This window comes from Paucibacter sp. KCTC 42545, assembly GCF_001477625.1.
Classification (GTDB): domain Bacteria; phylum Pseudomonadota; class Gammaproteobacteria; order Burkholderiales; family Burkholderiaceae_C; genus Paucibacter_A.
Genome location: NZ_CP013692.1, coordinates 362846 through 388956, shown reverse-complemented (window position 1 = coordinate 388956; position 26111 = coordinate 362846). Strand labels below are relative to the sequence as shown.

The 26111-nt window shown below is 63.9% G+C and carries 26 protein-coding genes, 2 tRNA genes and 1 riboswitch; of the genes, 19 read left to right on the top strand and 9 right to left on the bottom strand.

What is annotated here, in order from left to right:
• Positions 1-34 precede the first annotated feature (34 nt).
• The gene (locus AT984_RS22305; RefSeq protein ID WP_082679703.1) at positions 35-808 is read left to right on the top strand and encodes an SOS response-associated peptidase family protein; all 774 of its coding nucleotides are present in this window, start codon (positions 35-37) and stop codon (positions 806-808) included.
• 6 nt (positions 809-814) lie between these two features.
• Here the strand turns inward: AT984_RS22305 and AT984_RS01735 are convergent, their stop codons facing one another.
• The 5 genes from AT984_RS01735 to hrcA form a co-directional block, all read right to left on the bottom strand.
• Positions 815-1468 (bottom strand): glutathione S-transferase family protein, encoded by a 654-nt coding sequence (locus AT984_RS01735; protein ID WP_058718633.1) that lies wholly within the window; start codon positions 1466-1468, stop codon positions 815-817.
• A 53-nt stretch (positions 1469-1521) separates the two neighbouring features.
• Entirely contained in the window at positions 1522-2697 is a 1176-nt protein-coding gene (locus AT984_RS01730; RefSeq protein WP_156421852.1) for a hypothetical protein, read from the bottom strand.
• Positions 2698-2838: 141 nt separating this feature from the next.
• On the bottom strand, positions 2839-3624 hold the full coding sequence (locus AT984_RS01725; RefSeq protein ID WP_058718631.1) for an EAL domain-containing protein: 786 nt from the start codon (positions 3622-3624) through the stop codon (positions 2839-2841).
• Positions 3625-3770: 146 nt separating this feature from the next.
• Positions 3771-3848: transfer RNA gene (locus AT984_RS01720), tRNA-Ile, on the bottom strand.
• Between the two features lie 64 nt (positions 3849-3912).
• Positions 3913-4932, bottom strand: coding sequence for a heat-inducible transcriptional repressor HrcA (hrcA, locus tag AT984_RS01715; protein ID WP_058718630.1), 1020 nt, complete (start codon positions 4930-4932; stop codon positions 3913-3915).
• A gap of 90 nt (positions 4933-5022) precedes the next feature.
• On the opposite strand from hrcA, the gene AT984_RS01710 reads away from it, so the two are divergent.
• From AT984_RS01710 to rapZ, 3 genes are all read left to right on the top strand, one after another.
• Positions 5023-5898, top strand: a complete 876-nt coding sequence (locus AT984_RS01710; RefSeq protein WP_058718629.1) for an NAD kinase — start codon at positions 5023-5025, stop codon at positions 5896-5898.
• Between the two features lie 42 nt (positions 5899-5940).
• Positions 5941-7635 carry a DNA repair protein RecN gene (recN, locus tag AT984_RS01705; protein ID WP_058718628.1) on the top strand — a complete coding sequence of 565 codons (1695 nt, stop codon included), beginning with the start codon at positions 5941-5943 and terminating at the stop codon, positions 7633-7635.
• A 74-nt stretch (positions 7636-7709) separates the two neighbouring features.
• Positions 7710-8594 carry an RNase adapter RapZ gene (rapZ, locus tag AT984_RS01700; protein WP_058722012.1) on the top strand — a complete coding sequence of 295 codons (885 nt, stop codon included), beginning with the start codon at positions 7710-7712 and terminating at the stop codon, positions 8592-8594.
• A 39-nt stretch (positions 8595-8633) separates the two neighbouring features.
• Here rapZ and AT984_RS01695 read toward each other — a convergent pair whose 3' ends face one another.
• From AT984_RS01695 to mutM, 3 genes are read right to left on the bottom strand one after another with little or no spacing between them, the layout of a single operon-like run.
• Positions 8634-8936, bottom strand: coding sequence for a hypothetical protein (locus tag AT984_RS01695; protein WP_058718627.1), 303 nt, complete (start codon positions 8934-8936; stop codon positions 8634-8636).
• 26 nt (positions 8937-8962) lie between these two features.
• On the bottom strand, positions 8963-9994 hold the full coding sequence (gene mutY / locus AT984_RS01690; RefSeq protein WP_058718626.1) for an A/G-specific adenine glycosylase: 1032 nt from the start codon (positions 9992-9994) through the stop codon (positions 8963-8965).
• Complete coding sequence (gene mutM, locus AT984_RS01685; protein WP_058718625.1) at positions 9979-10818, bottom strand: bifunctional DNA-formamidopyrimidine glycosylase/DNA-(apurinic or apyrimidinic site) lyase; 840 nt, start codon at positions 10816-10818, stop codon at positions 9979-9981. Before mutM ends, mutY begins: the two co-directional genes overlap by 16 nt.
• A gap of 164 nt (positions 10819-10982) precedes the next feature.
• Here mutM and AT984_RS01680 point away from each other — a divergent pair, with 164 nt between their 5' ends.
• From AT984_RS01680 to AT984_RS01650, 7 genes are all read left to right on the top strand, one after another.
• A complete protein-coding gene (locus tag AT984_RS01680; protein WP_231741498.1) occupies positions 10983-12755 on the top strand; it encodes a tetratricopeptide repeat protein in 1773 nt (590 codons plus the stop codon).
• A gap of 29 nt (positions 12756-12784) precedes the next feature.
• Positions 12785-13372 (top strand): outer membrane lipoprotein LolB, encoded by a 588-nt coding sequence (locus tag AT984_RS01675; RefSeq protein ID WP_058718623.1) that lies wholly within the window; start codon positions 12785-12787, stop codon positions 13370-13372.
• 18 nt (positions 13373-13390) lie between these two features.
• Positions 13391-14392 (top strand): 4-(cytidine 5'-diphospho)-2-C-methyl-D-erythritol kinase, encoded by a 1002-nt coding sequence (gene ispE, locus AT984_RS01670; protein ID WP_058718622.1) that lies wholly within the window; start codon positions 13391-13393, stop codon positions 14390-14392.
• Positions 14393-14446: 54 nt separating this feature from the next.
• Positions 14447-14523, top strand: a tRNA-Gln gene (locus AT984_RS01665).
• A gap of 126 nt (positions 14524-14649) precedes the next feature.
• On the top strand, positions 14650-15612 hold the full coding sequence (locus AT984_RS01660) for a ribose-phosphate pyrophosphokinase (protein WP_058718621.1): 963 nt from the start codon (positions 14650-14652) through the stop codon (positions 15610-15612).
• Positions 15613-15730: 118 nt separating this feature from the next.
• The gene (locus tag AT984_RS01655) at positions 15731-16357 is read left to right on the top strand and encodes a 50S ribosomal protein L25/general stress protein Ctc (protein WP_058718620.1); all 627 of its coding nucleotides are present in this window, start codon (positions 15731-15733) and stop codon (positions 16355-16357) included.
• A gap of 160 nt (positions 16358-16517) precedes the next feature.
• Positions 16518-17279, top strand: a complete 762-nt coding sequence (locus tag AT984_RS01650) for a GGDEF domain-containing protein (RefSeq protein WP_058718619.1) — start codon at positions 16518-16520, stop codon at positions 17277-17279.
• A 58-nt stretch (positions 17280-17337) separates the two neighbouring features.
• Here AT984_RS01650 and AT984_RS01645 read toward each other — a convergent pair whose 3' ends face one another.
• Positions 17338-17694 carry a DUF1304 domain-containing protein gene (locus tag AT984_RS01645; protein WP_058718618.1) on the bottom strand — a complete coding sequence of 119 codons (357 nt, stop codon included), beginning with the start codon at positions 17692-17694 and terminating at the stop codon, positions 17338-17340.
• Positions 17695-17775: 81 nt separating this feature from the next.
• Here AT984_RS01645 and pth point away from each other — a divergent pair, with 81 nt between their 5' ends.
• The 8 genes from pth (at position 17776) to AT984_RS01605 (ending at position 26101) form a co-directional block, all read left to right on the top strand.
• The gene (gene pth, locus AT984_RS01640; RefSeq protein WP_082679701.1) at positions 17776-18501 is read left to right on the top strand and encodes an aminoacyl-tRNA hydrolase; all 726 of its coding nucleotides are present in this window, start codon (positions 17776-17778) and stop codon (positions 18499-18501) included.
• Positions 18498-18971 (top strand): hypothetical protein, encoded by a 474-nt coding sequence (locus AT984_RS01635; RefSeq protein WP_058718617.1) that lies wholly within the window; start codon positions 18498-18500, stop codon positions 18969-18971. The genes pth and AT984_RS01635 overlap by 4 nt, the downstream gene beginning before the upstream one ends.
• Positions 18968-19222, top strand: a riboswitch (cobalamin riboswitch). It overlaps the preceding gene by 4 nt.
• Before the next feature lie 91 nt (positions 19223-19313).
• Positions 19314-21248: a TonB-dependent receptor domain-containing protein gene (locus tag AT984_RS22760; protein ID WP_197418218.1), complete on the top strand. Its 1935-nt coding sequence runs from the start codon at positions 19314-19316 to the stop codon at positions 21246-21248.
• Between the two features lie 157 nt (positions 21249-21405).
• Positions 21406-21987: a bifunctional adenosylcobinamide kinase/adenosylcobinamide-phosphate guanylyltransferase gene (gene cobU, locus AT984_RS01625; RefSeq protein ID WP_058718615.1), complete on the top strand. Its 582-nt coding sequence runs from the start codon at positions 21406-21408 to the stop codon at positions 21985-21987.
• 17 nt (positions 21988-22004) lie between these two features.
• The gene (locus tag AT984_RS01620; protein WP_058722011.1) at positions 22005-22919 is read left to right on the top strand and encodes an ABC transporter substrate-binding protein; all 915 of its coding nucleotides are present in this window, start codon (positions 22005-22007) and stop codon (positions 22917-22919) included.
• Positions 22920-22921: 2 nt separating this feature from the next.
• On the top strand, positions 22922-23929 hold the full coding sequence (locus AT984_RS01615; RefSeq protein ID WP_058718614.1) for a FecCD family ABC transporter permease: 1008 nt from the start codon (positions 22922-22924) through the stop codon (positions 23927-23929).
• Positions 23926-24792 carry an ABC transporter ATP-binding protein gene (locus AT984_RS01610; protein ID WP_082679700.1) on the top strand — a complete coding sequence of 289 codons (867 nt, stop codon included), beginning with the start codon at positions 23926-23928 and terminating at the stop codon, positions 24790-24792. The genes AT984_RS01615 and AT984_RS01610 overlap by 4 nt, the downstream gene beginning before the upstream one ends.
• Positions 24785-26101 (top strand): cobyrinate a,c-diamide synthase, encoded by a 1317-nt coding sequence (locus tag AT984_RS01605; RefSeq protein WP_058718613.1) that lies wholly within the window; start codon positions 24785-24787, stop codon positions 26099-26101. Before AT984_RS01610 ends, AT984_RS01605 begins: the two co-directional genes overlap by 8 nt.
• Positions 26102-26111 lie beyond the last annotated feature (10 nt).

The following is a 26111-nucleotide window of genomic DNA, read 5'->3' as shown; positions in this document are numbered from 1 at the left end:
TGGGCCCAGCTTAGCGCTACATTCTCCAGCCATCATGTGCAACCTCCACCATGTTTCGCCCAAGGAAGAAATCGAGCGCTACTTCCGCGCCAGCCTGCATAGCAGCCTGCAGGGCCACGCCTACCCCAGCGTGGCCGTGGGGCCGTTTGGCAGCGGTGTATTCATACGCGCAGGCCAGCCCAATTCGAGCGGAGGCAGCACGCGCCTGGCGATGAAGGGCCAGTGGGGCATGATCGCGCCGCGCGCGGCCAGCGCCAGGCCGGCTTCGCGCGCCATCTTGACCAATAACGCACGCATCGAATCGGTGGACCAGCGCCCCACCTACCGAGACGCCTGGGCCAAGGGCCGACGCTGCCTGATTGCTGCTGCCAGCTACCAGGAACCCAATTGGGAAACCGGCCGCAATATCTGGTGGACGCTGCGCCGCGCCGATGGCGCGCCCTGGGCACTGGCCGGCATCTGGAGTGAGTGGGTCAACCCGGAGTCGGGCGAACTGGTGCCCAACTTCAGCATGCTAACGATGAATTGCGACGGCCACCCGCTGCTGGCTCGCCTGCACAAGCCCGACCCCAAGCTGCCGGACGATGCGCAAGACAAGCGCAGCGCCATTCCTATCCAGCCCGAGTTGTGGGACTTGTGGCTGCACGGCCCGCAGGAAGAAGCCTGCCGGGAGGTGCTCAAGCTGCCAGCGGCCGAGCTGTTCGAGCCCTCGGTCACACAGGAAACCGATGCCTTGCTGGCACGCTTGCGCGCCGGGCCAAAAGGGCCGAAAGGGCCGGCGGAGCCGCAGCAGGGCTCGCTGCTTTAGAGCGACTCAGGGCATGCCATTGCGCCCATGGGCCAGAAAGCCGGGTCGCTGGCTCAAGATCTCGTAAAAAGCCTGCACCGCCGGCAGCGCGGGTCTTTGCTCGGCCGGCAGCGGCGCCATCATCCAGCGGTGGGTGGACAAGCCCAGCACGATGTCGGCCAAGGTGAAGCTGTCACCCAGCACAAACGGCCCGCCGCTGCGCTGCAGCTGCGCGTCCAGCATCTGCATATGCCGATGCCAGTTGGCAATGCCCGCGGCCAGTTGCTGCGGGTCCGCATGCGCGGGGCTTTGCCGCACCAAGCTCATGAAGGCATAGCGCCAGGAATTGTTCAGCTCGGTCGCCTGCCAGTCCATCCATTGCTCCACCCGCGCGCGGCCTTGCGGGTCGGCAGGCAGCAAGTCAAAGCGGCCTTGGCGCAAGGCCAGATAGCGGCAAATGGTGTTGGACTCCCACAGCACAAACTCACCATCGCGAATCACCGGCACCATCGCATTGGGGTTGAGCGCCAGGAACTCAGGCACCTGGGTATCGCGCTCGCCCGAGCCCCAGGCTTCGTGGCTGATGGGCAAGTCCAACTCCGCGCACAGCCACAAGACCTTGCGCACATTGATGGAACTCGCCTTGCCCAGAACGCTCAATGGCAATGCCGCTGAATTCATGACCTGATCCCTTTTCGTTTCGATCTAACTTCGAATGAATAATCTACGCCCATTCACTTCGCGGGCTTGCGCGCCAACTGCAGCCCCATGTCCTCACGCGCCACGTTATAGCTCCACATGAAAGGCAAGGTCGTGCGCGCAGGCAGGGCCGCATAGGCCTTGGCCAGTTCGGGCTGGGCACGGTAGTTGAACAGGCCGATGGGCTTGCTGTAGTTGCCGAACAGCTCCACCCGGTAGCCGGCATCGAGCAGCGTGCGGTAAGGCAGGCCGGTGTCGTCTTGCACGATCACCGGGCTTTTGTTCAGAACCAGGGCCGTCATGTCCGAAAACTCGGGGCCGTGCATCAGATAAGACGCCGCCTTCAGCAGCGTTGCCGTGGGCGCCTGCTTCTCCATATAGCGCGGGAAATAGGGGCGGCGCTTGAGGCCTTCATCGGAGGCATCGAAGTTGGCGTAGAACAGGGTTTGCAGTTGTTTGCTGCCTGGCTGACTGAAGCTGAACAGCACGGCACGCGGCACACGCTTGCGGGGCTTGGCTTCCGCTGCTGAAGCGGGAGCTGCATTGGGGTCGGCCTTGGGATCAATCGCAGCGTCGCGCGTTTTGTATTCCACAAAAGGGCTGCCATCGAGCGATTTGTATTCGATGCTGTTGAGCTCATAACCCAGGCGCGCCAGCGTCACGCTGATCAGCGGGATCACACCGTCGAGCTTCTTGGAGCGGAAGTCCTTGCTCATGTACTGCGTGACGAAGAAATTGCGCTTGAGCAAAAACTCCTGCGACTGATTCATCGCCTTGACGAACTGCTTCACCTCGGCCGCCGGCTTATTGGTCAAGTTCGGCAGGGTGCCCACCGGCTCCAGGCCGAACAAGATGTAGTGCTGGCAGCTCGGGAACAGTGTCAAAGCGTTGAGCGCATCCGGCCCGCCGAAGGGGTAGAACAAGGTCTTGCAGGCTTTTTGCTCAGCCGCCAGATTCGCTTGCGAGAACTTACGCATCTCGGCCAGCTGGCCCTTTTTCAGCGCCTCCCAGGTGGTGTTGGTCTGCGCGAACAAGGCCGCAAGTTCGGGGTCAGTGACCGGCGTCTGCCCGGCCAACTGCTGCGCCTGAAGCGTCAAGGTATTCGTGGCCGCCACGGCTTTAAGCGGCAGCGCTGCGGCCAAGGCCAGCACCGACAAACCGGCCAGCAAGGTAGAAAGTTTGGGATTTTTCCGCGGAGTGGTGTTCGTCATCATCAGGCAGCTGAGTCAAGGCCGCCAGTTAAACATATCAAATGACGCACTCGTTGCTCGGCCACCGCAGAGGCTGACTCACAGGCAGCCTTCTCTTGGTACACCCCCGCGAATCAGTGGTGCCCAAGAAGGCAGCTGCGTCTATCGCACCACAGGCCAGGCCACCGCATCCGGCAGCGTCAGTGCGCGAAAGCCCGGGCGGCCAAACAAATAGCCCTGCATCAAGGTCACACCTTCATGGCTGAAGAAGTCGCGCTCGCCCACGGTCTCGATGCCCTCTGCGATGACGGCAATCCCCAAGTCCTGGCAGATGCGCAGAATGCCGCGCGCAATCGCCTGCCGGGCCCGGCTGCCGTCAACACCGCGCACCAAGGCCATATCGAGCTTGATCAGCTCGGGCTGAAAGTCAGCCAACAAGGTCAGGCCGGCATAGCCCGCGCCGAAATCGTCGATCGCGGTCAAAAAGCCGCAGCGCTGGTATTCGCGCAGGATGGAAGCCAGCCACGGTCCGTCCTCGACCCGCTCGCCCTCGGTCACCTCGAAGATGATGCGATCCAAGGGGAAGCCATTGACGCGCGCCGCCTCAAGCGTGGTGCGGATGCAGACCTCGGGCTTGTAGACCGCATTGGGCAAGAAGTTGATGGACAGCCGGGTCTCCAAACCCAGCGAGGCCGCCGTCTTGATGGATTTGACCCGGCAGGCCTGATCAAAGCGATAACGGTTGCCTTCGTTGACCTGACTCAGCACCGAGCCAGCGCCTTGACCTTCAGGGCCGCGAACCAGGGCCTCGTGCGCCCAAATGCTTTGCGAGGCCAGATCAACAATGGCTTGATAGGCAAAGTCGAAGCGAAAGCTCAGCTTGTCGGCATCGCCACAGCCGCCGCAGGGGGAGCCATCGTCAAGCTGAATAAAGTCAGAGGCACTCATGGCTGAACCGTCCTTTTAGCAATTGAACTCGCTCCATCCACTGGTACAAGGGCGTGTCATTCATTGCCAAGCTTAGCAGTCGCATTCGTCTGGGCATTGCTTGCGGGTATGCGCCAGGCAATCGATGAGCATGCCGATAAGGAATTTGGTAGGCCGCCCGTGAGTCGAACACGGCACCAACAGATTATGAGTCTGCTGCTCTAACCATCATGAGCTAGCGGCCCCCGAGAGGGAAATGCACTCCGGCATTGCACCGGAAGGCGCGGATTGTATAGGCCCGGCGCCGGGCTATTTCTGCGACAGCGCCTGGCTCATCATGCGCGAGGTGATGTCGACGATCTGGATCATGCGGTCGTAAGCCATCCGGGTCGGGCCAATCACACCCAAGGTGCCCACGATGTGGCCGTCAATCTCATACGGCGCGGAAACGATGGACAGCTCTTCAAAAGGCACGACCTGGCTCTCGCCGCCGATATAAATGCGCACACCCTCGGCGCGGCTGGACACATCGAGCAAGCGCATCAGCTGCGTCTTTTGCTCAAACATATCGAACAAGCGCCGCAGGCTGCCCATATCGTTACCGAAGTCTTGCACGGTGAGCAAATTGCGCTCGCCAGCAATGACCACGCGCTCTTGTTCCTCGGCCATGGCGTCGGTGCCAGCTTGCACGGCCGCGCTCATCAAGGCGGCGATTTCACCGCGCAGCGCATCGACTTCGGACTTCAAGCGCTCCCTCACACCTTCCAGGCTCAAACCCGCATAGCCATTGTTCAGGCGGTTGCTGGCCTCGGCCAGTTCGGACTGGCTCAGGTCTTGCGCCGTAAAGATGACGCGGTTTTGCACATCGCCATCGGGCGAGACCATGATCACCAAGACCCGCCGCTCACCCAAGCGCAGGAATTCGATGTGGTGGAACACGCTGGGCTTGCGCGGCGCCGTCACCACACCGACGAAATTCGACAAATTCGACAGCAGGGCCGCCGCATTGGCGATGACGCGCTGCGGTTGATCAGGCGCCAAATGCGGCTCAATTGGCCGCGCATCAGCCCCCAGCAGCGCGGTCTGCGTGGTCAACATGGTGTCGACAAACAGGCGGTAACCGCGCGAGGTAGGGATGCGGCCGGCACTGGTGTGCGGGCTGGCGATCAGGCCTAAGTCTTCCAGGTCGGCCATCACATTGCGGATGGTGGCCGGGCTCAACTCCAGGCCGGAGGCTTTGGAAAGCGTGCGCGAACCCACGGGCTGACCGTCAGCGATATAACGTTCAACCAGGGTTTTCAGCAGGGATTTGGATCGCTCGTCGAGCATGTGCGCATTGTAGGGACAGGCGCGAACGCCAAGGGCTCAAGGCCCGGAACTCTCCATGAAACAACAAGGGCCTGTGGTGTAATTCTCGCCATGGCCAAACCGTTCCAACATGTGGCAATTGTGGGCAAGCATCAAGCCCGGGGTATCCGCCCAATTCTTGAGGAAATTGCCGACTTTGTGATGCGGCAAGGCCTGGACGTTTCGCTTGAGCGCGACACCGCCCTGAACACCGGCATCACCAACTTCGACGCCAAATCGAACGAGGAGTTGGGCCAGCAATGCGACCTAGCCATCGTCGTCGGTGGCGACGGCACCATGCTGGGCTTTGCCCGCGAGATGGCACGCTACGGCGTGCCGCTGGTGGGCATTAACCAGGGCCGGCTTGGCTTCATCACCGATATTTCCATCGAACATTACCAAGAGGCGCTAACGCCCATCTTGGCTGGTGACTTCGAAACCGAGAAGCGCCCCATGCTCGAAGGCGCCGTCTGGCGCGACGAGCGCAGCATTTTTGAAGGCTTTGCGCTCAACGATGTGGTGGTGAGCCGTGGCGCCACCGCCAGCATGGTGGAGTTGCGCGTCGATGTGGGCGATGAGTTCGTGGCCAATATGCGGGCGGACGGCATCATCGTCGCCTCGCCCACCGGCAGCACCGCCTATGCGCTGTCCGCCGGCGGGCCGATTCTGCACCCCTCCATCGCGGGCTGGCTGCTGGTGCCCATTGCCTCGCACACCTTGTCGAACCGACCCATCGTTTTGCCTGATACCGGCGAGGTGCGCATGGAGATCGTGGCCGGCCGCGACGCCAGTGTGAACTTCGATATGCAAAGCCTGGCCAGCCTGCTGCACGGCGACCGCATCACCGTGCGCCGCTCGACCCATCAGGTTTGTTTTTTGCACCCCAAGGGCTGGAGTTACTACGCCACGTTGCGCCGCAAGCTGCGCTGGTATGAGGGAGTGAGTTGAAATGACTGCGGCCTGTTCTTTGCCGATGCTGAGGATGCAACTATGTTGAGGCGCATGAGCCTGCGGGACTTTGTCATCGTTCCCGAACTGGAGCTGGATTTCGCTAACGGTTTTTCGGTGCTGACCGGCGAGACCGGCGCGGGCAAGTCGATTCTGATCGACGCCCTGCAGCTGGCTCTGGGCAGCCGCGGCGACGCCGGTGTGGTGCGCGAGGGCGCCGCCCGGGCCGACATCACGGCCGAGTTCGACCGCCCCGCCCACCTCACCAGTTGGCTGGATGAGGCCGGCTTCGAACATGAATCCGGCACGCTGCTGCTGCGCCGTGTCATCGACGCCCAAGGCAAGAGCCGCGCCTGGATCAACGGCAGCCCCGCCACCGTGACTCAGCTGCGCGAGCTGGCCGACAGCCTGCTGGACATTCACGGCCAACATGCCTGGCAAGGACTGACCCGCCCGGCCGCCGTGCGCGCCCTGCTGGATGATTACGCCGGCCTCGACCTGGCGGCGCTGACCGCCGCCTTCGCCGCCTTCAAGCAAGCCAGCGATGCGCTGGCCCGTGCCCAGTCCGACCAAGCCGATTTGCTGCGCGAGCGCGAACGCCTGGCCTGGCAGATCGGCGAGATTGATCGCCTCGCACCTGGCGCCGACGAATGGGATGAGCTCAACGCCGAGCATCAAAAGCTCTCGCATGCGCAGTCGCTGATGGACGCCGCGCGCAGCGCGCTGAACGAGCTCAGCGAAGCCGAGCCCAGCGCCGAGAGCATGCTCAGCACCGCCCTCGATCAGCTCGAAAAAGTGCTGGACTTTGATGCCAGCCTGCTACCCGCCGTTGAAGCCTTGCGCGGCGCGCAGACGCAGATGCAAGACGCCAGCCACACGCTCAGCGCCTATTTGCACAGCACCGAGCTGGAACCCGGCCGCATGCAGGAGCTGGACGAGCGCGTTTCCGCCTGGCTGACGCTGGCGCGCCGCTACCGCCGCCCGCCGCAGGAGTTGGCTGCCTTGCACGCCCAATGGCGCGGCGAGTTGCAAGCGCTGGACGCCGCCAGCGATCTGGAATCCCTGGAAAAACAACTGGCCGTCGCGAAGCAGCAGTTCAGCGCTGAAGCCAAGAAGGTGTCGGCCGCGCGCCGCTCGGCCGCACCCAAGCTGGCTGCCGCCGTCACCCAAGCCATGCAGCAACTGGGCATGAACGGTGGTGTGTTCGAGATTCAATTGCTGAGCCAGGATCAGCCGCAGAGCTTTGGCCTGGAATCGGCCGAATTTCTGGTGGCCGGCCACGCCGGCAGCGCGGCACGCCCGCTGGCCAAAGTGGCCTCGGGCGGCGAGCTGTCGCGCATCGCACTGGCCATTGCCGTGACGGCCAGCCAGCAGCAACAAGCCGGCGTGGGCACGCTGATCTTTGACGAAATTGATGCGGGGGTCGGCGGCGCGGTGGCCGAAACCGTGGGCCGCCTGATGAAGCAGCTGGGGCGCGAGCGCCAGGTCTTGGCGGTGACTCACCTGCCGCAAGTCGCCGCCTGTGCCGACCAGCATCTGGTGGTGGCCAAAAGCTTGCACGGCGGCCAGACCTGCAGCGAGGTGCGCCCGGTCAGCGGCGAAGCCCGCACGGCCGAAATCGCCCGCATGCTCGGCGGCGAGCGGCTGTCTTCCACCAGCCTGGCCCACGCCCAGGAAATGCTGGACCTCTCCGGCCTGCCAACGGCCGGAGCCAAACCCAAGAAAGCCAAGTCATGAGCAGCAGCACCGAGAACGACGCCCCTACGCCGGACTCAGCACTGGCCAGCAATGGCAGCACCGCAGAAGCGCCCATGCAAAGCGATGTGGTGCTGGTCACCGGCATGTCGGGTGGCGGCAAATCGGTGGTGATGCATGCGCTGGAAGATGCCGGCTTTTTCTGCGTCGACAACCTGCCGGCCGAGTTGCTGCTGGAGTTTCTGAGCCTGGAGAAGCTGCGCGGCAAGCGCCATGTGGCGATTGCGGTGGATGTGCGCAGCGTCGGCTCCCTGCCCTTGCTGCTGCCCCTGATCAAAAAACTGCGCGCCGAAGGCGTGCCGGTGCGTTCGATCTTTCTGGACGCCAATACCGAAGCCTTGATGCGGCGCTTCTCCGAGACGCGCCGCCCGCACCCACTGCGCCAAGACCTCGGCCAACAGTTGCAGACCGAAGGCGAAGATCAGCACCGCGCCTTGCTGGACGCCATCACGCTGGAGCGCGAGCTGCTCAGCGCCCTGCGGGTGGAATCTACCGTGCTGGACACATCCCAGCTGCGCCCAGCCCAGTTGCGCGCCTGGGTGCGCGACTTGGTGGTGGTGGACGGCACCACGCTGACGCTGGTGTTCCAGTCTTTCGCTTTCAAGCATGGCGTGCCCAGCGATGCCGACCTGGTGTTCGACGTGCGCGTGCTACCCAACCCCTATTACGACCGCGAACTGCGGCCGCTGAACGGGCGCGACGCGCCGGTGGCTGACTATTTGTCGGCCCAGCCCGAGGTGGACTTGATGATGGGTCAGATCTCCGGCTTCCTGGCCACCTGGCTGCCCAGCTATGCCGCTGATCAGCGCAGTTATTTGACGGTGGCGATTGGCTGCACCGGCGGCCAGCATCGCTCGGTCTTCTTGGTCGAGGCGCTGGCGCGCAAATTCGCCAGCCACGGCCAGGTGCTCAAACGCCACCGGGAGCTGGACGCGCGCTGATCGCAGTGCTTGCCTGCCCGAGCACGCAGGCGCGAGGGCTCAAGCCTGCTGAGGCTTGTCCTCGGAAAACAGAATAGCCAGCAGCACCGCGCTGCCAACAGGCACAAAGATCACCACAAAAGGCAGCCACAGCAGCAACGAGCGGCCGCTGCGCTTGAGCACCACGGCCATAAACGCCCAATGCGCCGCCAGGCAAATGGCCAGCCCGACGGCTAGCAAGACGATGCGCGCCGCAGGCGGCTCGTCCAGATTGGCGGCGGAGACCAGAAACCACAGGCAGCAGCCGGCGGCAAACAAGGCCACCAGTGCCGATTCGATGGTGGTTTTAACTGCGCTATTCATCTAAGCCCCAAGCTGCCAACGTGGTGTCAGCCAATTAGTTTTTTCAGCGGCGCCGGCAAGGCGTATTCAGCCAAGCGCTCGCGAGCGACCCATTCTCCGCCGAATTGGCCGGCGTCCGGCCGGGCGCGCAATTCAGCACGCTGGGTATGCAAGGTCCAGTCGAAATGGGTCAGCACATGCTTGATGCCCGGCATAGGCTCCAGCGGCGTGGCCAGCGCGCTGGCCGCTTGCTGCAGCGCCGCCTCATCGTCATACATGGGCAAGCTCCACAGACCCGCCCACACGCCGGTGGCCGGGCGTTGGCTCAGCAAGACCTGACCCTCATGCTCGAGCCAGAGCCACCAGTTCTCGCGCCGGCTGCGCTTCAATTTCTTGGTTTTGATCGGGAAACGCGTCGGCTCGCCCTGCGCACGGCCGGCACACAACTCTTGCACCGGGCACAGCAAGCACTGCGGCGAGCGAGCCGTGCACACACCTGAACCCAGATCCATCAAGCCCTGGGTGTAAGCCGTCATCTGATCACCCTGCGCTGGCAGCAGCTCGGCGGCCAGCAGCCAGAGCTTTTTCTCCTCTGCCGCGCTGGCCATATCGCCCTCGAAAGCCAGCAAGCGGGTCAGCACGCGCTTGACATTGCCGTCCAGAATCGCCACCCGCTCGCCAAAGCAAAAAGCCGCAATGGCCGCTGCGGTCGAGCGGCCGATGCCGGGCAATTCCTGCAGGGCCGCAGCCGTGCCCGGGAACTGCCCCGCATGCTGGCTGGCCACGGCTTGCGCGCAAGCGTGCAAATTGCGCGCCCGGCTGTAATAGCCCAGGCCCGCCCACAGCGCCAAAACCTCGTCCAGCGTGGCCGCACCAAGATCGAGCACCGTGGGAAAACGCTCCAGAAAGCGCTGGTAGTAGCCCAGCACCGTCGTCACCTGGGTCTGCTGCAACATGATCTCGGACAGCCAGACGCGGTAAGGGTCGCGGGTGTTCTGCCAAGGCAAGCTATTGCGACCATGGCTGCGCTGCCAGGCTACCAGGCGCGGCGCGAAAAAATCGACTACTTCTTTTGGCATTTGGGGCAGAAAAAGGTGGAGCGCTGGCCCTGCACGATGCGGCGCACCGGGGTGTCGCAGCGCAAGCAGGGCAGGCCTTCGCGGCCATAGACGCTGGCCTGCATTTGAAAACTGCCGGCCACGCCGTGCGCATCTTTGAAGTCGCGCAAGGTGGTACCGCCGGCCTCCAGCGCCTGGGCCAGCACGCCGCGCACAGCCTGCGCCAAGCGCTCGGCCCGCGGCCGGCTGACTTTGGATGCGGCCAGCCGAGGGTCAATGCCGGCCAAAAACAGGGATTCGCAAGCGTAGATATTGCCGGCGCCCACAACGATATCGCCCGCCAGCAGGGCCGACTTCACCGCCACCCGGCGCCCGCTCAAGCCCGCGCGCAGGTACTCACCGGTGAAGCGCGGGTCAAAAGGCTCAAGGCCCAGGCCGGCCAACAGCTTAGCGGCCGGGGGTTGATCAAAGGCAGGCGACCAGACCACGGCGCCAAAGCGACGCGGATCATTCAGACGCAGCAAGCCACGGTCGGTGTAGAGGTCGAAATGGTCATGCGGGCCGGGTGCGCTTGGCGTACTTTGCGGCGCGGCGCTGAAGGCCAGCGAGCCCGACATGCCCAGGTGCAGCAGCAAGCCGCCCTCGGCCACCGGCTCGGATATCGGCAGCCACAAATATTTACCTCGGCGGGTCACGGCGCCAACACGGCCGCCCACCAAGCTATCGGGCGCCAGCCCCAGCGGCCAGCGCAGCGCTTTACCCAGGGCCACGCGGGTCACCGTAGCGCCTTCAATGGCTTGCGCAAAGCTGCGGCGGGTGACTTCGACTTCGGGGAGCTCGGGCATGCGGCCATCATATCGGGGCAGAATGAGGGGCAAAGCAAGTCCTTGCCCAGTCATCGCCCCGCAGCATCGTTCACGCAGGAGCTTTCATGCCCGAGTATTGCCGCCCAGGCGGTCTTTCTTCCTTTCCACGCAAGGCCAGCCTGGCTTTGTTGAGCGCCGGTTTGATGAGCTTGACGAGCGTGGCCGCATGGGCTGCACCGGCTGCACCGGCCGCGCAGGCCAAACCAGCCGAACCCAAGCCCGCCGCCGCAAGCGACGCCGCCTCCGCCCCCCTCAATTCGGAGCTGGACGCACCACTGTTCTACCAACTGCTGGTGGGCGAAATGGAATTGCGCAGCGGCCAGCCCGGCGTGGCCTACCAAGTGCTGCTGGACGCCGCCCGGCGCACCAGTGATGAGGAGCTGTTCAACCGCGTTGTGAGCATCGCCCTGCAAGCGCGTGCCGGTGATCAGGCCCTGCAAGCAGCCAAGGCCTGGCGCGACACCCTGCCCAAGTCAGCCGCCGCCCAACAGATGACGCTGCAATTACTGGCCGCGCTGAATCGCCCCAACGAAGCGCCCGAGCCCCTGCGCGCCCTGCTGGCACTCAGCCCGGTCGAGCAGCGCAGTGGCGTGCTGCTGTCCATGCCCCGCTTGTTCCAGCGCGCGGCCGAGCCCAAACGGGTCTTGGCCGCCATGGACCCGGTGCTGGAATCAGCCGCCGCGCAAAAAGAGACCCGGCTTGCCGCCCTGCTGACCCAAGCCCGGCTGAGCATTGCGGCCGGCGACACGGCGCGCGCGTTCAGCCTGAACAAAGATTTGGCCGCTGAATATCCAGATTCCGATGACGCCATGCAACTGGCGCTGGAGCTGATGGCGACCCGCCCCGAGGCGGAAAGCTTGATCAAAGCACGCTTGGCCACCCAGCCAAACAATCACGCCCTGCGCCTGGCTTATGGCCAGGCCTTGGTGCGGGCCCAGCGCGCGGCCGATGCCGCCAAAGAGTTCCGCACCGTGACCCAGGCCGCGCCGCAAATCTCTACCGCCTGGTTTGGACTCGGCGCGCTTGAGCTGGACATGAGCCACCCCCAAGAGGCCGAGAACGCCCTGGGCGAATACTTGGCCCTGCTGGACAAGAACCCCACGCCATCCAACGCCGCTCAGGCACAAAACCAGGAAGCGGCCGAGCGCGAAGCCCGCCAGCAAGCTTGGTTGATGCTGGCCCAGGCGGCCGAGATGCGCGGCGACCTGCAATCCGCCGAAGCCTGGCTGATCAAGGTCGACAGCCCCGATCGCCTGATGGAGGCGCAGTTCCGCCGCGCCTCCTTGCTGGCCCGCCAGGGCAAGATGAGCCAGGCCCGCGCCATCATTCAGACCTTGCCTGAAGACAGCCCGGAGAAACTGCGCAGCAAGCTGCTGGCCGAATCGCAACTGCTGCGCGAGGCGCATGACTGGCAAGCCGCTTACGAGGTGCTGGCCAAAGCCAATGAGCGCATCCAAGGTGACGCGGACATGCTTTATGAGCAATCCATGATGGCGGAGAAGCTCGGCCGCTTTGAAGAGATGGAGCAGTTGCTGCGCAAGGTCATCGCCACCAAGGCCGATCACTTTCACGCTTACAACGCGCTGGGTTACTCGCTGGCCGAACGCAATATCCGCCTAGAAGAAGCGCGCGAGTTGATTGCCAAGGCGCTCAGCTTTGTGCCCACCGAGCCCTTCATCCTCGACAGCATGGGCTGGGTCGAATTCCGCCTGGGCCGCAAGGCAGAGGCCTTGCGCCTGCTGCGTCAGTCCTATGCCGCCCGGCCCGACGCCGAGATCGCCGCCCACCTGGGCGAGGTGCTGTGGGCCAATGATCAACCCGAAGAAGCCCGCCAGATCTGGCAAGAAGGCCTCAAGCGCGACCCCAAGAACGAAGCCTTGTTAGAAACACTCAAACGACTGAAGGTTGCGCTGTGAAGGCTGTGAGGCAGCTTTCGCGGGCGGCAATGGCTGCCCTGCTCGCCGCGGGTTTGAGTGGCGGTCTGATCGGCTGCGCCGGCTTGCCCGCCAAGCCTGTAGTTGTCAGGGCGGAAGGCGATGTGCATTTGACAGGCCGACTCAGCATTCAGGTCAGCAGCAGCACCGCACGCCCCACCGGCGGCAATGTGGGCTTTGATCTCAGCGGCAACCCCGCCGCCGGGCAGCTGGAGCTGAGCACGCCGCTGGGCAGCCTGGTGGCGCGCGCGACTTGGGGCGCCGGCGAAGTCAAGCTGCAAACCCCCGAGGGCGAGCGCCAATTCTCCGATCTGGATGAACTGAGCCGCGAACTGCTGGGCGAGGCAATACCTGTCGCCGCCTTGTTTGATTGGCTGCAAGGTCGGCCCTGGCCCCAATTGAGCAGCCGGCCGCTGGCTCAAGAACAGGCCGGCTTTGAACAACTGGGCTGGCGCATTGACCTCAGCGCCTTTGATGCCGCCGGCAAGCAAGGCGTGATCACGGCGGCAAAAAGCGCCAGTGCAGGCGCCAAAGCGAACTCCAGCGAGCCCATCGTCACGCTGCGTGCCCGCGTCGAACCCTCCAGCGCCACTCCCTGATCTGTTTCCCTTGCTCCCATGCACGCGATTTACGACGTCCCCGCTCCCGCCAAGCTCAATCTCTTTTTGCACGTTGTCGGCAAACGGCCCGACGGCTACCACCTGCTGCAATCGATCTTCGCCCTGATTGATTGGGCCGACACCCTGCACTTCGAACGCCGCAGCGACGGCCATTTGACGCGGCACGACGCCGCCGATGCCAGTGCAATCTTGCCCGCCGACGACCTGTGCCTGCGCGCGGCGCGGGCCCTGCAAGCGCAAAGCGGTTGCAACTATGGCGCCGACATCCATCTTGAAAAACGCATCCCTGCGGGCGCGGGCATGGGCGGGGGATCCTCCGACGCGGCCTCCACTTTGCTGGCTTTGAACCGTTTATGGGACCTTAACTGGCCCTTGGAAAAACTTTTTTCACTGGGATTGAGCCTGGGCGCCGACGTGCCGTTTTTTCTGGGCGGAAGGCACGCGTTTGTAGAAGGCATCGGGGAAATCCTGCATCCCATCGATTTGCCGCAGATGACTTTTGCGGTCCTCAAACCCGCTCAAAGCATCTCCACACAGCAAATATTTTCGAGCCCCCTCTTGGCAAGGTCGAATTCTGTGGCTATAGTAGCGGGCTTTCCTGCACACAACGAAGCGCAGCACACAAACGAGAAGAGTCAACACTCTTCGAGCGAGAATGCCAAGCCAGTTGAGTTGAACAAGCAAGGGATAGCGAGCTTTTTGAATGGCTTTGGTCGTAACGATCTACAAAAGCCGGCCGAAGCCCACTGCCCCGAAGTTGTTCAGGCACTGCAGATTCTTGAAGCCGAGTTTGGCAATAGCCGGATGACGGGATCAGGAAGCGCAGTATTTGCAAGGCTTAACGATGGGCTCAGGCCTGACGATTCGCCGGCAAAGCAGACAGGAAAAAGCGGCACTTTATCTTCGGATAAAAATTCATGGTTAGATGGTTTACCCTCTAATTTTCATGCTAGAATTTGCCGCTGCTTAGATCGGCACCCACTTTACGGTTGGGCCTAAGCAAGATAAGACGCTGAAAGTTATGGGGTGCTGCAGCTCTGCAGTGTCCTGTGTAGGGGAGTCGCCAAGTTGGTTAAGGCATCGGATTTTGATTCCGACATGCGAAGGTTCGAATCCTTCTTCCCCTGCCAAATTTCTTCAGGAAGTCACAGCATTCGCAAGTGAATCCGTAGCCCGCTAATTTAACGTTACGGGCTTTTGTTTTTTCTACCCGGACACGCGGCTGACCACGGGTCCTTTTCCGTAAAGGATGGCTCGTGCTGCTCAATACCGTGCTCTTCACCGGTAATGCCAATCCGGTCCTCTCCCAAGAAATCGCCACGCATCTGGGCCTCGAGCTCGGCAAGGCGACTGTTGGCCGTTTCTCCGATGGTGAAGTCACCGTCGAGATTCAACAGAACGTGCGTGCACGTGATGTCTTCGTGGTCCAGCCTACCTGCGCGCCGACCAACGAAAACCTGATGGAACTGTTGATCATGGTTGATGCCCTGAAGCGCGCCAGCGCTCGCCGCATCACTGCCGTGATCCCCTACTACGGTTACGCCCGTCAAGACCGCCGCCCCCGCTCCACCCGTGTGCCGATCTCGGCCAAGGTGGTGGCTGACCTGCTGCAAAAGGTCGGCGTCGAGCGCGTCCTGACCATGGACTTGCACGCTGACCAGATCCAAGGCTTCTTCGACATCCCGGTCGACAATATCTACGCCTCGCCGGTGCTGCTGTCGGACCTGAAGGCCCGCAACTATTCCAATCTGGTGGTGGTCAGCCCCGACGTTGGCGGTGTGGTGCGTGCGCGTGCCCTGGCCAAGCAGCTCGGTTGCGATCTGGCCATCATCGACAAGCGCCGTCCGGCCGCCAATGTGTCCGAAGTGATGCACGTCATCGGTGAAATCGATGGCCGCAACTGCGTCATCATGGACGACATGATCGACACCGCCGGCACCCTGGTGAAGGCCGCCGAAGTGCTGAAGGATCGCGGCGCCAAGAGCGTGTTCGCTTATTGCACCCACCCGATTCTGTCGGGCCCGGCGATCGAGCGTATCTCCAAGTCCATGCTGGACGAGGTCGTGATCACCAACACCATTCCTCTGAACGACGCGGCCAAGGCTTGCGGCAAGATTCGCCAGCTGTCGGTGGCCTTCTTGTTCGCAGAAACCATCCGCCGCATCTCGGACGGTGAGTCGGTGACCTCGCTGTTCAGCGAGCAGAACAACAATTTCTGATCAACGAGCCTGGGTGGCAACACCGAGGCTTGTTTTCCTTGTGGCCCGGTAGTTCAGGGCCGCTTTTACCGGAACAGCCTGGTCGCGGGCGTTCCATTCATCCTTTTTGGAGAACCATATGAAATTCGTCGCTTTTGAGCGCAATTTGCAGGGGACCGGAGCGAGCCGCCGCCTGCGCATTTCTGGCCGCGTGCCTGCCATCGTTTTCGGTGCCGGCGAGCCTGCCAACGTCGAACTGGACCACAACGCCCTGTTCCACGCGCTGAAGAAGGAAGCCTTCCACAGCACCATCCTCGAGATGGAACTGAACGGCACCGTCACGCAAGTTCTGCTGCGCGACTTCCAACTGCACCCCTACAAGCCGCAAGTTCTGCACGCTGACTTCCAGCGCGTTGACGGCACCACCAAGATCACCAAGAAGGTGCCTTTGCACTTCATCGGTGAAGAGACTTCGCCTGCCGTCAAGACCGACAGCTGCACCGTCAACCACGTGATCAACGAACTGCTGATCACCTGCCTGGCCCAGCAACTGCCCGAGTTCATCGAAGTGAACCTGAGCGGCCTGACCAAGGGTCACTCGGTGCACGTCAATGACCTGACTCTGCCCGCCGGCGTCAAGGTTGTGACCCACGGCAAGCCTAACCCCGTGGTTGCCACGCCGGTTGAACCCGTCGCTGAAGAAGTGATCGTGGCTGTTGCCGCTCCTGCCGATGACGGCAAGGGCAAGAAAAAAGGCAAGAAGTAAATAAGTCTCGCTTTGGGCTCTTGAGCCCAGGCAAGTAGAAGGCCCTGCGATGCAGGGCCTTTTTTTATGGGCAAAAGTTCCTGGCCTGAGCGGCCTGCTTGCGGCCCAATTAGGGTTTGCGCTAGGTCCAAACTTTGCGCAGCCCCCTCTCTTCAGCCGCATGCCCTTCGCCCCTCTGTCTGCCAAACGGCGCTTCAAGCGCATGTGCTATCGCGAGCGTGTTGCGCTACTCGAATTGCTGCTTCTGCTGGTCGCCGTCGTCGCGCTGCATTTGCTCTTTGTCCGCCACAACGTATTCGAGATCTTCAGCGCCTTTTCTGCCCAACATGAAAACTGGGAGCTGGACGAGTTGCTGCTGAGTTTCTCGGTGCTGCCCTGGCTTTTGGGCATCTTCGCCTGGCGGCGCTGGCGCGAATCCAGCCAAAGATTCTGGCAATCGCACACCGACGTCCTTACCGGCCTGCCCAATCGCCGCCGCGGCAAAGAAGTGCTTGCGCAGAACGTCTCGCGCGCGCAGCGCCATGGCCGCACGTTCAGCCTGCTGCTGCTGGACCTGGATCACTTCAAAGCCATCAATGACCGGCACGGCCACGCCGAAGGCGACCATGTGCTGCAAATCGCAGCCCAGCAGCTACACAACAGCCTCCGCGATCTGGACACCGTGGTGCGCTGGGGTGGTGAAGAGTTTCTGGTGATCTGCGCCGACACTGATCTGGCGCAGGCCCTGAGTCTGGCTCAACGCTTGACGCTGGCCCTGCCCGCAGCCGTGCAAAGCCAAGGCCACCCCGTCACCACCAGCATCGGCGTGAGCGCCTGGCAGGCAGGCGACCTTGACAGCGCTGAACCGGCACTCAAACGCGCCGACCTGGCGCTCTATGCCGCGAAACTGCAGGGCCGCAACCGCGCCCTCGCGCAAGCCTAAGCGAACAAGGCCTGACCGCTAGCGACGGCGCCGGAGCGAGAACTTCGCCCCCGCTCACTCACAATTTCAACAAGACGGCCGCGATGGCCAGCGCAGCCGGCACGGCCTGCACAAACAAGATCTTTTTGCCCACGGTGAGCGCGCCGTATAGCCCCGCCACCAGCACGCAGGCCAGGAAGAACAATTGCACCGGCTGACCCGCGACTGGGCCGAGGCTCAGGCCCCAGATCAAACCCGCGACCAGAAAGCCGTTGTAAAGCCCTTGGTTGGCCGCCAGCACTTTGGAGGCCGCGGCAAATTCGGGCGTGGTGCGGAAGACCTTGCGCCCCAGTGGCTTCTCCCACAAAAACATCTCTAGCACCACGATGTAGATGTGGATCAGAGCCACCAATGCGAGCAGCAAATTAGCAATCATGCAAACGTCCTTCTATCGTCTTTCAAGCGCGGGCAGCCGGCCTTGGCGGCAGGCACAAGTCCGCAAGGATAATCCCACCCCATGATTCGACTCTTTGTTGGCCTCGGCAATCCGGGCACTGAATATGAAGACACCCGCCATAACGCGGGTTTCTGGTGGATTGACACCCTGGCGCGCAAGCTCGGCACCTCGCTGCAGGTCGAGCGCAACTACTACGGCCTGGTCGCACGGGTGAACAATGCGCCCGGCGCGGCCGGACCGATCTGGTTGCTGCAGCCCATGACCTATATGAACCTGTCAGGCAAGTCGGTGGCTGCGCTGGCGCGTTTTTTCAAGATCGCGCCGGAAGAGATCTTGGCCATCCACGATGAGCTGGATCTCTTGCCCGGCGAGATGAAGTTCAAGCAAGGCGGCGGCAATGGCGGCCACAACGGCTTGAAAGACATGCAAGCTCAGCTGGGCAGCGCCAATTTCTGGCGCTTGCGCCTAGGCATTGGCCACCCCGGCCACAAGGCCGAGGTCGCCAACTATGTGCTGCGCAAGCCACCCCTGGCCGAACGCCAGGCAGTGGAAGACTGCATCGCCAAATCGCTTGATGCGGTGGACTTGCTGCTCAAGGGTGAGATGGACAAGGCACTGACCAAGATCCACGCCAAGCCGCCTCGGCCGAAGCCACCCAAGCCGCCCAAACCTGCTGAGCCCGCTGAACCAGGAGTCACCCTCAAAGCTGCGGATGGCGCGCTTGAAACAAGCCCCCTTGCAAGCGCAGAATCAGGGCCTGCCCAGGACCACAAAGCCAGCCCGTGAACCGCTTTGCCCGCCACTTGCTCTGCCCGCTGCTGGCCCTGTTCGGGCTGGCACTGGGGCTGCAGCAAACAGCGCTGGCGCAAACCCAAATCAAGACCACCGGCCTCTATCGCTGCGGGCCGGAGGGACGCGAATTGCGCGACTCCCCCTGCCCCGGCAAGCCCGACACTGCGCCCTCCCCGCTGAGCTTCGACCAGCCCCAGGCCGCGCAAGCTCAAGCCGCCAAAGCACAGGCGCAGCAGCAAGCCCGACAGGCTGACCAAATGGAGCAGGCCCGGCTGCGCCAGGAAGCCCTTGACCTGCAGCGCAATGCCACTCCGGCGGGCATTGATGGGCTCAAGGGCATCGCCCAAGCCGAGCCAACTGCCAGCGCGCCCAAGTCCGTTGCGCACAAGCATCCAGACAAGCGCAAGGCGCCAAAAGCGGGCAAGCCAGCCAAGCCGGCGAAAACAGCGCCCGGCAGCAAGTAGAATCAAAGGCTGTTGGTGCTCGCACCGCCCTTCATGGCGGTGCAGTTAAACGGGAATCAGGAAGTTAAGCCGCCACGCGGCAAGACCAACCTGAGCTGTCCCCGCAACGGTAAGTGAACGAGGCATGCTTCGACAGATGCCTCAAGCCCTGGACTCAATCCACTGGCGCCGATTCTGCAAAGAAGAGGTGCTGGGAAGGACTCAGCGGTATGTTCACCAGCCCGGATACCGGCCAACAAGGTGATGGATCGCCGCAGCCATGTCTGCATCGATGCATCGATTTCAGTACGCGTAGCGGGTGAGTTGCGCGTCTGGCCCTTGCTGTGTTCCCTGTTTTCTTTCATGCAAACCACTTCTTTCCGGCCCTCGGCCCGCTTGGCGTTCGCCCCTGCCTGCCTGCGCCGTTTCGCGCCCCTGTCTCTGGCCACTGCTGCTGCACTCTCTGGCCTGTCCGGCCAGGCCCTGGCCCAACAAGCTGGCCCCGGCCCCAACAAGCTTGACTCGGTGGTCGTCACCGCCTCGCGCACACCGTTGCGCTTAGGCGATGTCAGCGCCGACCTGACCGTCATCACCCGCGCCGACATCGACCGCCAAGGCTTCGGCGACCTGGCAGATCTGCTGCGCAACGCCGGCTGCGTCGAATTCACCCGCAACGGCAACCCGGCCTCGGCCACCTCCGTCTTCCTGCGCGGCGCCGATTCACGCCACACCTTGGTGCTGATCGACGGCGTGCGCATGGACAGCCAAAGCACCGGCGGCGCGCCCTGGGAAGCCATCCCGCTATCGCAAGTCGAGCGCATCGAAGTGCTGAAGGGCCCGGCCAGCGCGCTTTACGGCTCCGACGCCATCGGCGGCGTGGTGCAGATCTTCACCCGCAAGGGCGCCAAGAAATTGGCCCTTGAGCTGAGCGGCGGCATTGGCAATTTGGGCACGGCCCGCCTCGGCGCCTCGGTGAGCGGCACGGCCGGCATGTTCGACTACGCCCTCAATGTGGGTGGCGAGCGCAGCGACGGCTTCAACACCATCGCCAACCCCAAGAACAGCAACTTCAACCCCGATATCGACGGCTGGAACAAGCACAACGCCAGCCTGCGCCTGGGCGCGCAGCTGAATACCGAGCATCGCCTGGAACTGTTGGCCTTGCAAAGCCATACCGACGGCCAGTACGACGCCTTCAAGTCCAAGGTCGATGACCACAGTCTGCAAGACACCAGCGCGGCACGCCTGAGCTGGCTCTCGCAATGGAGCCAGGCCCTGCAAACACGCCTCAGCGTTGCCCAGGCCAAGGCCGGCTACGAGACCCGCCCCTCGCCCTACAAGACCGACACCCGGATTCGCACCGCCACCCTGGACGGCAGCTACCAACTTGACGCGCACCAGCAAATCAACTTCCTGGCCGAGCACAAGCAAGACCAATTGGACAATAGCGGCCTGACCCAAGCCGCCACCGTGGGCAGCGCCGAGCGCACCCAAACCGGCCTGGCTCTGGGCTATTTGTGGACCGGCGCGGCCTTCGACGCCCAAGTCAACGCCCGCCACGACGACGACAGCCAGTTCGGCGGCGTCAACACCGGCACGCTGGGCCTGGGCGTCAAGCTCAGCCCGGCCTGGCGTCTGGTTGGCTCGGTCGGCAATGCCTTCCGTGCGCCGACCCTGTACCAGAGCTTCAGCGACTACGGCCCCAAGCTGAGCATCCCCGGCGTCATGGCGCTGGAGCCTGAGAAGGGCCGCAATGTGGAAGTCGGCATCAAGTTCGCCGCGGGTGACAGCGACGCCAGCGCCACCGTGTACCGCAACCACATCAACAATCTGATCGTCTTCGGCGGCGCCGGTACTTGCAATAGCAGCTTTGGTTGCTATCAAAACGTCACCCGCGCCCAGCTCCAAGGCCTGAGCCTGGCCGCCAGCACCCAGCTGGCCGGCATCCAATGGCGCGCCAGCCTGGATCTGCAAGCACCCAAAGACTTGGCAACCGGCAATATGCTGGCCCGCCGTGCCAGCAAGTTCGGCACGATCTCGGCGCAAACCCAGCTGGCTGGTTTCGACTTCGGCGCGGCGGTGTTTGCCTCCGGCCAGCGCTTTGACGACGCCGCCAACAAGCGCCCGCTGGGCGGCTATGCCTTGCTCAACCTCAACGCAGCCTATGCGCTGACGCGTGAGTTGAAAGTGCAGCTCAATCTGGACAATGCCTTCAACAAGGACTACCAGACCGCGCTGGACTATGCGCAAGCGCCGCGCACCGTGTTCCTGGGCCTGCGTTACAGCCCGGCGCTCTAAGCCATGGCTAGTGTGGTGTTTCACACTGAGTGGGTCATAAAACCGCGCCTTCACTCCCGTGACGGCGTTGCAAATCCTCGCCATAGCTACGGCTATGGCTGCGGTTTGCGCCTTGCCACAAGAGCGAATCCATCGGTTTTCTTAAGCGCCACACAGCATGAAACACCACACTAGCAGCGGCCAACACCAGCTGATCGTCGGCGGCCAACGCAGCGGCAAGTCGCGCCATGCGGAAGCGCTGGCGCAAGACTGGCTGGCCGCTGCGGCCGAGCACCGCGTCATCGTGCTGGCCACTGCGCTGGCTTTTGATGCGGAGATGCAAGCCCGCATTCAGCGCCATCAGCAAGACCGCCCGGCCGGCTTTAGCACGCGGGAGGAGCCCCTGGCCTTGACCGCTGCTTTGCAAGCTAACGCCGCGCCCGAGCGGCTCATTCTGGTGGACTGCCTGACCCTGTGGCTGACCAACTGGTTGATGCCCATGCACGGCCAGGCGGACTTGCTCGGCTGGCAGCAGGAACGGCAGGCCTTGCTTGAGGCCCTGCCCCAGCTGCCCGGCCGCATCATTTTTGTGTCCAACGAGGTTGGCTGGGGTGTCTCGCCGATGTCGAGTGAGGCACGTTTTTATGTCGATGAGCTGGGGCGCCTCAATCAGGATGTGGCCGCGCGCTGCGCGCAGCTGACCCTGATGGTGGCGGGCCAGCCCTGGACCCAGCCGATTGCGGCCCAGCGCGGCCAATGAGCCAAGGAATCGAAGCCATGAATTTGCGCCGCTCGAATTTTTTAATCGCCCTGCCTTTACTCGTATTCAGCCTGCTGAATACGAGCGCGCACGCCCAGCCCACCGTCACCATCAAAGACGACCAGGGCCAGACCACGCAGTGGAGCAAACCTCCCCAGCGCATCGTCACCCTGCTGCCCTCGCTGACCGAAACGGTTTGCGAGCTGGGCGCCTGCGATCGCCTGGTGGGCGTGGACCGCTACTCCAACTACCCCGCCCAAGTGAACAAGCTGCCCAAGCTGGGCGGCTTGGACGATACCCAAGTCGAGACCATCGTGGCGCTGCGGCCCGATCTGGTGCTCGTGGCCCCTTCCTCGCGCGTCAGCGATCGCCTGCGCGGCCTGGGCCTGACCGTGGTGACGCTGGAAACCAAGTCCTACGCCGATGTGCAGCGCGTGCTCGCCAAGCTGGGCCAGTTGCTGCAGGTGGCGGATGCGCAAGCGATCTGGCGCCGCATTGACGCCAGCGTCGGCGCCGCCGCCCAAAGCATTCCGCCGCAGGCACGCGGCACCTTGGTGTATTACGAGGTGGACCGCTCGCCCTATGCCGCCGGCCCCAGCTCCTTCATGGGCGAGACCTTGGCCCGCCTGGGCGGGCGCAACATCATCACACCGGAGATGGGCCCCTTCCCCAAGATCAGCCCCGAGTATGTGGTGCGAGCCAACCCGCAGCTCATCATGATCGGCCGGCGCAATCTGGACGGCCTGTATCAGCGCCCCGGCTGGGACCGCATCGGCGCCATCGCCAACAAGCGCGTCTGCGTCTTCGATGCCGAGCAAAGCGATGTGATGGCAAGACCTGGCCCCCGCATGGGCGAGGCAGCCCAAATCATGGCGCGCTGCCTGCGTGAATTCGCCCCGCAAGCCAAGGCCGCGGCCACAGCCAAGCCCTGAGCATGAGCCCCACCGCGCAACGCATTGCCCCCTGGCCGCTGCTGGCCGGGCTGCTGCTGGCTGGCGCCTTGATGCTGCTGCTCGGCGTGGCGGTGGGCAGCACCGGATTCGCCTTCACCTGGCTGCATGACGACGCCATGGCACAGCAAATCCTCTGGCAAATCCGCTTGCCGCGCTCGCTCGGCGCCTGGTTGGCGGGCGCCTTGCTGGGACTGGCCGGCGCCATCACCCAAGGCCTGTTCCGCAATCCGCTGGCCGACCCCTATTTGCTGGGCAGTGCGGCCGGCGCGCGCTTAGGGGTGGCGATCACGCTGGCCTTGTTCGGCGGCTCGCCGCAATCGCTGCAATGGCTGGAGCGCTTGGGCCTGACGGGCGCGGCCTTCTTCGGCACCTTGCTGGGCGTGTCCCTGGCCTTGATGATGGCGCGCGGGGTTGAGCACACGCTGCGCCTGCTGCTGGCCGGTGTGGTGGTGGGCGTGGTGCTGGGCGCCATCACCGATCTGATCACCCTGGCCACGCCCGACATCATGCGCACCATGGCCGCCTTTGTGCTGGGCACCACCGGTTTTCTGGGCTGGAATAGCGTGGCGCTGATGGCGGCCGTGTTGCTGATCAGCCTGGCCGTGGCTTTGGGCGGCAGCCAGGCCCTGGACGCCCTGACCCTGGGCGAGGCCACGGCGCAGTCCCTGGGCGTGCGCCTGAGCCTGGTGCGCATGGCCTTGATCGCCGCCTTCGCCCTGGCCACCGGCACGGCGGTGGCGCAGACCGGCATGATTGCCTTCGTCGGCTTGGTGGCACCGCATCTGGTGCGCAATCTCTGCCCCGCGCCACATGGCAAGCTGCTGCTGCTATCGGCCTGCGCTGGCGGCCTGCTGCTGCTGAGTGCCGATATTTTGTCGCGCTGGATTCTGGCCCCGCAGGAGCTACCGGTGGGCGTCATCACCGCCATCCTGGGCGGGGGCTATCTGCTGCGCCTGATGCACCGCCAACGCAGCCGGAGGGCCGCATGAGCACAAAGAATCTGACACAGCCCGCCGCCCTGCATGCGCGCGAACTCAGCGTCAGCTTGTCCGGCCACCCGGTGCTGCACCGCATCGAACTGGCCCTGCCGGAGCGCCGCTGGACCGCCATCGTCGGCCCCAATGGCGCCGGCAAATCCACCCTGCTGCGCGCGCTGGCGGGCCTGACGCCCAGTCTCGGCAGCATCGAATTATTGGGGCGGCCACTACACGCGCGCCCGGTCAAGCAAAGAGCGCGTGAGCTGTCCTGGCTCGGCCAGAACGAGGCCAGCGGCGACGACCTCAGCGCGCAAGATGTGGTGATGCTGGGCCGCCTGCCGCACCACGCCTGGCTGGCCCCGCCGAGCGGGGCCGATCACGCTGCTGTCGAGACCGCCATGCGCCAGACCCAAAGCTGGGACTGGCGCGCCCGCAGCCTGGGCACTTTGTCCGGCGGCGAACGCCAGCGCGTGCTGCTGGCGCGGGCCCTGGCGGTGCAGGCCCAGGTGCTGATGATGGACGAGCCCCTGGCCCATCTGGACCCACCGCATCAGGCCGACTGGCTGCAGATCGTGCGCGATCAGGTGCGGGCCGATCACACGGTGATCAGCGTACTGCACGAACTCAATGTCGCCCTGCAGGCCGACTGGCTGGTGGTGATGAGCGAAGGCCGGGTGCGCCACTGCGGCAGCCCGGCCGAGGCTGCCACGCGCGCCGCCCTGCAAGAAGTTTTCGACCATCGCCTGCAACTGATCGAGTGGCAAGGCCAGTGGCTGGCCCTGCCCGGTGCGCCGGCATCCAGCGCCAGCACGCCACGCTCAGTTGCCGCCACCACCACCAGCAATGTCCTGCCTTTGAAGGCCCGCCATGAATGAATGCCAAGCGCTGTTGATCAGCGCGCCCTCCTCCGGTTCCGGCAAGACCAGCGTCACCGCCGCCATCGCCCGCTGGCAGCGCCGCTTAGGCCGCCGCGTGCGGGTCTTCAAGACCGGCCCCGACTATCTGGACCCGATGATTTTGGAACGCGCCAGCGGCCACCCGGTCTACCAGTTGGACCTGTTCATGGGTGGCTTGGATCACTGCCGCGCCCTGCTGGCCGAAGCGGCGGCGAGTGCGGACTTGATCCTAGTCGAAGGCGTGATGGGCTTGTTTGACGGCGACCCCAGCAGCGCCGACCTGGCGGCCGCCTTCGGCCTGCCGGTGCTGGCGGTGATCGACGCCTCGGCCATGGCCCAAACCTTCGCCGCCCTGGCCACCGGCCTACAGCGCTTTCGCGCCGATGTGTCGGTGTGCGGCGTGGTCGCCAACCGGGTTGGCAGCGCCGCCCACGGCAAGATGGTGGCGCAAGGCCTGCCGCCCGATCTGCCGCTGGTGGCCGCCCTGCCGCGCGATGAAAGCCTCAGCCTGCCGGAGCGCCACCTCGGCCTTGTGCAAGCGTTGGAGCTGCCCGAGCTGGACGCACAGCTGGACGCCTGGGCCGATCAGTTCGCCCGCGCGCTGGAGCCTGACTTTGAATTCCCCCGCGTCAGCTTCGAGGGCGCGGCCGAGCGCTTCGCCGGCGCACTGGCCGAGGCCGACCCGCAAGCCCTGGCCGGCCGCCGCATCGCGGTGGCGCAGGACGCGGCCTTCAGCTTCATCTACCCCGCCAATTTGGACTGCCTGCGCGCCCTCGGCGCCGAGTTGCTGATGTTCTCTCCGCTGCAGGGTCAGGCCTTGCCTGACTGCGACGCGCTCTGGCTTCCCGGCGGCTACCCGGAGCTGCATGCACAAACCCTGCGCCAGCATCCAAGCTTTTTTGCCGACCTGCGCCAACACCTGACCGCCGGCCGGCCGCTGCTGGCGGAATGCGGCGGCATGCTGTGCCTGCTGGATCAGCTGCTGGATGTCGATGGCCAGCCCCACGCCATGGCCGGTGTGATGCCCGGCAGCGCGCGCATGCAAAGCCGCCTGGCCGCCCTCGGCCTGCAGGCCATCGACTGGCCCGAAGGCCCGCTGCGCGGCCACAGCTTTCACTACTCAACCCTGGGCACGCCGCTGCCGGCGAGCGCCACCGCCCACAACCCCAATGGCGGGCGCACGGCCGAGGCGCTCTACCAACAGGGTTCCCTGCGCGCCAGCTATATCCACCACTATTTCGCCTCGAACCCGGCCGCTGTGGCGGCCTTTTTCAAAGGCCAGCCCTGAGCCTGACACC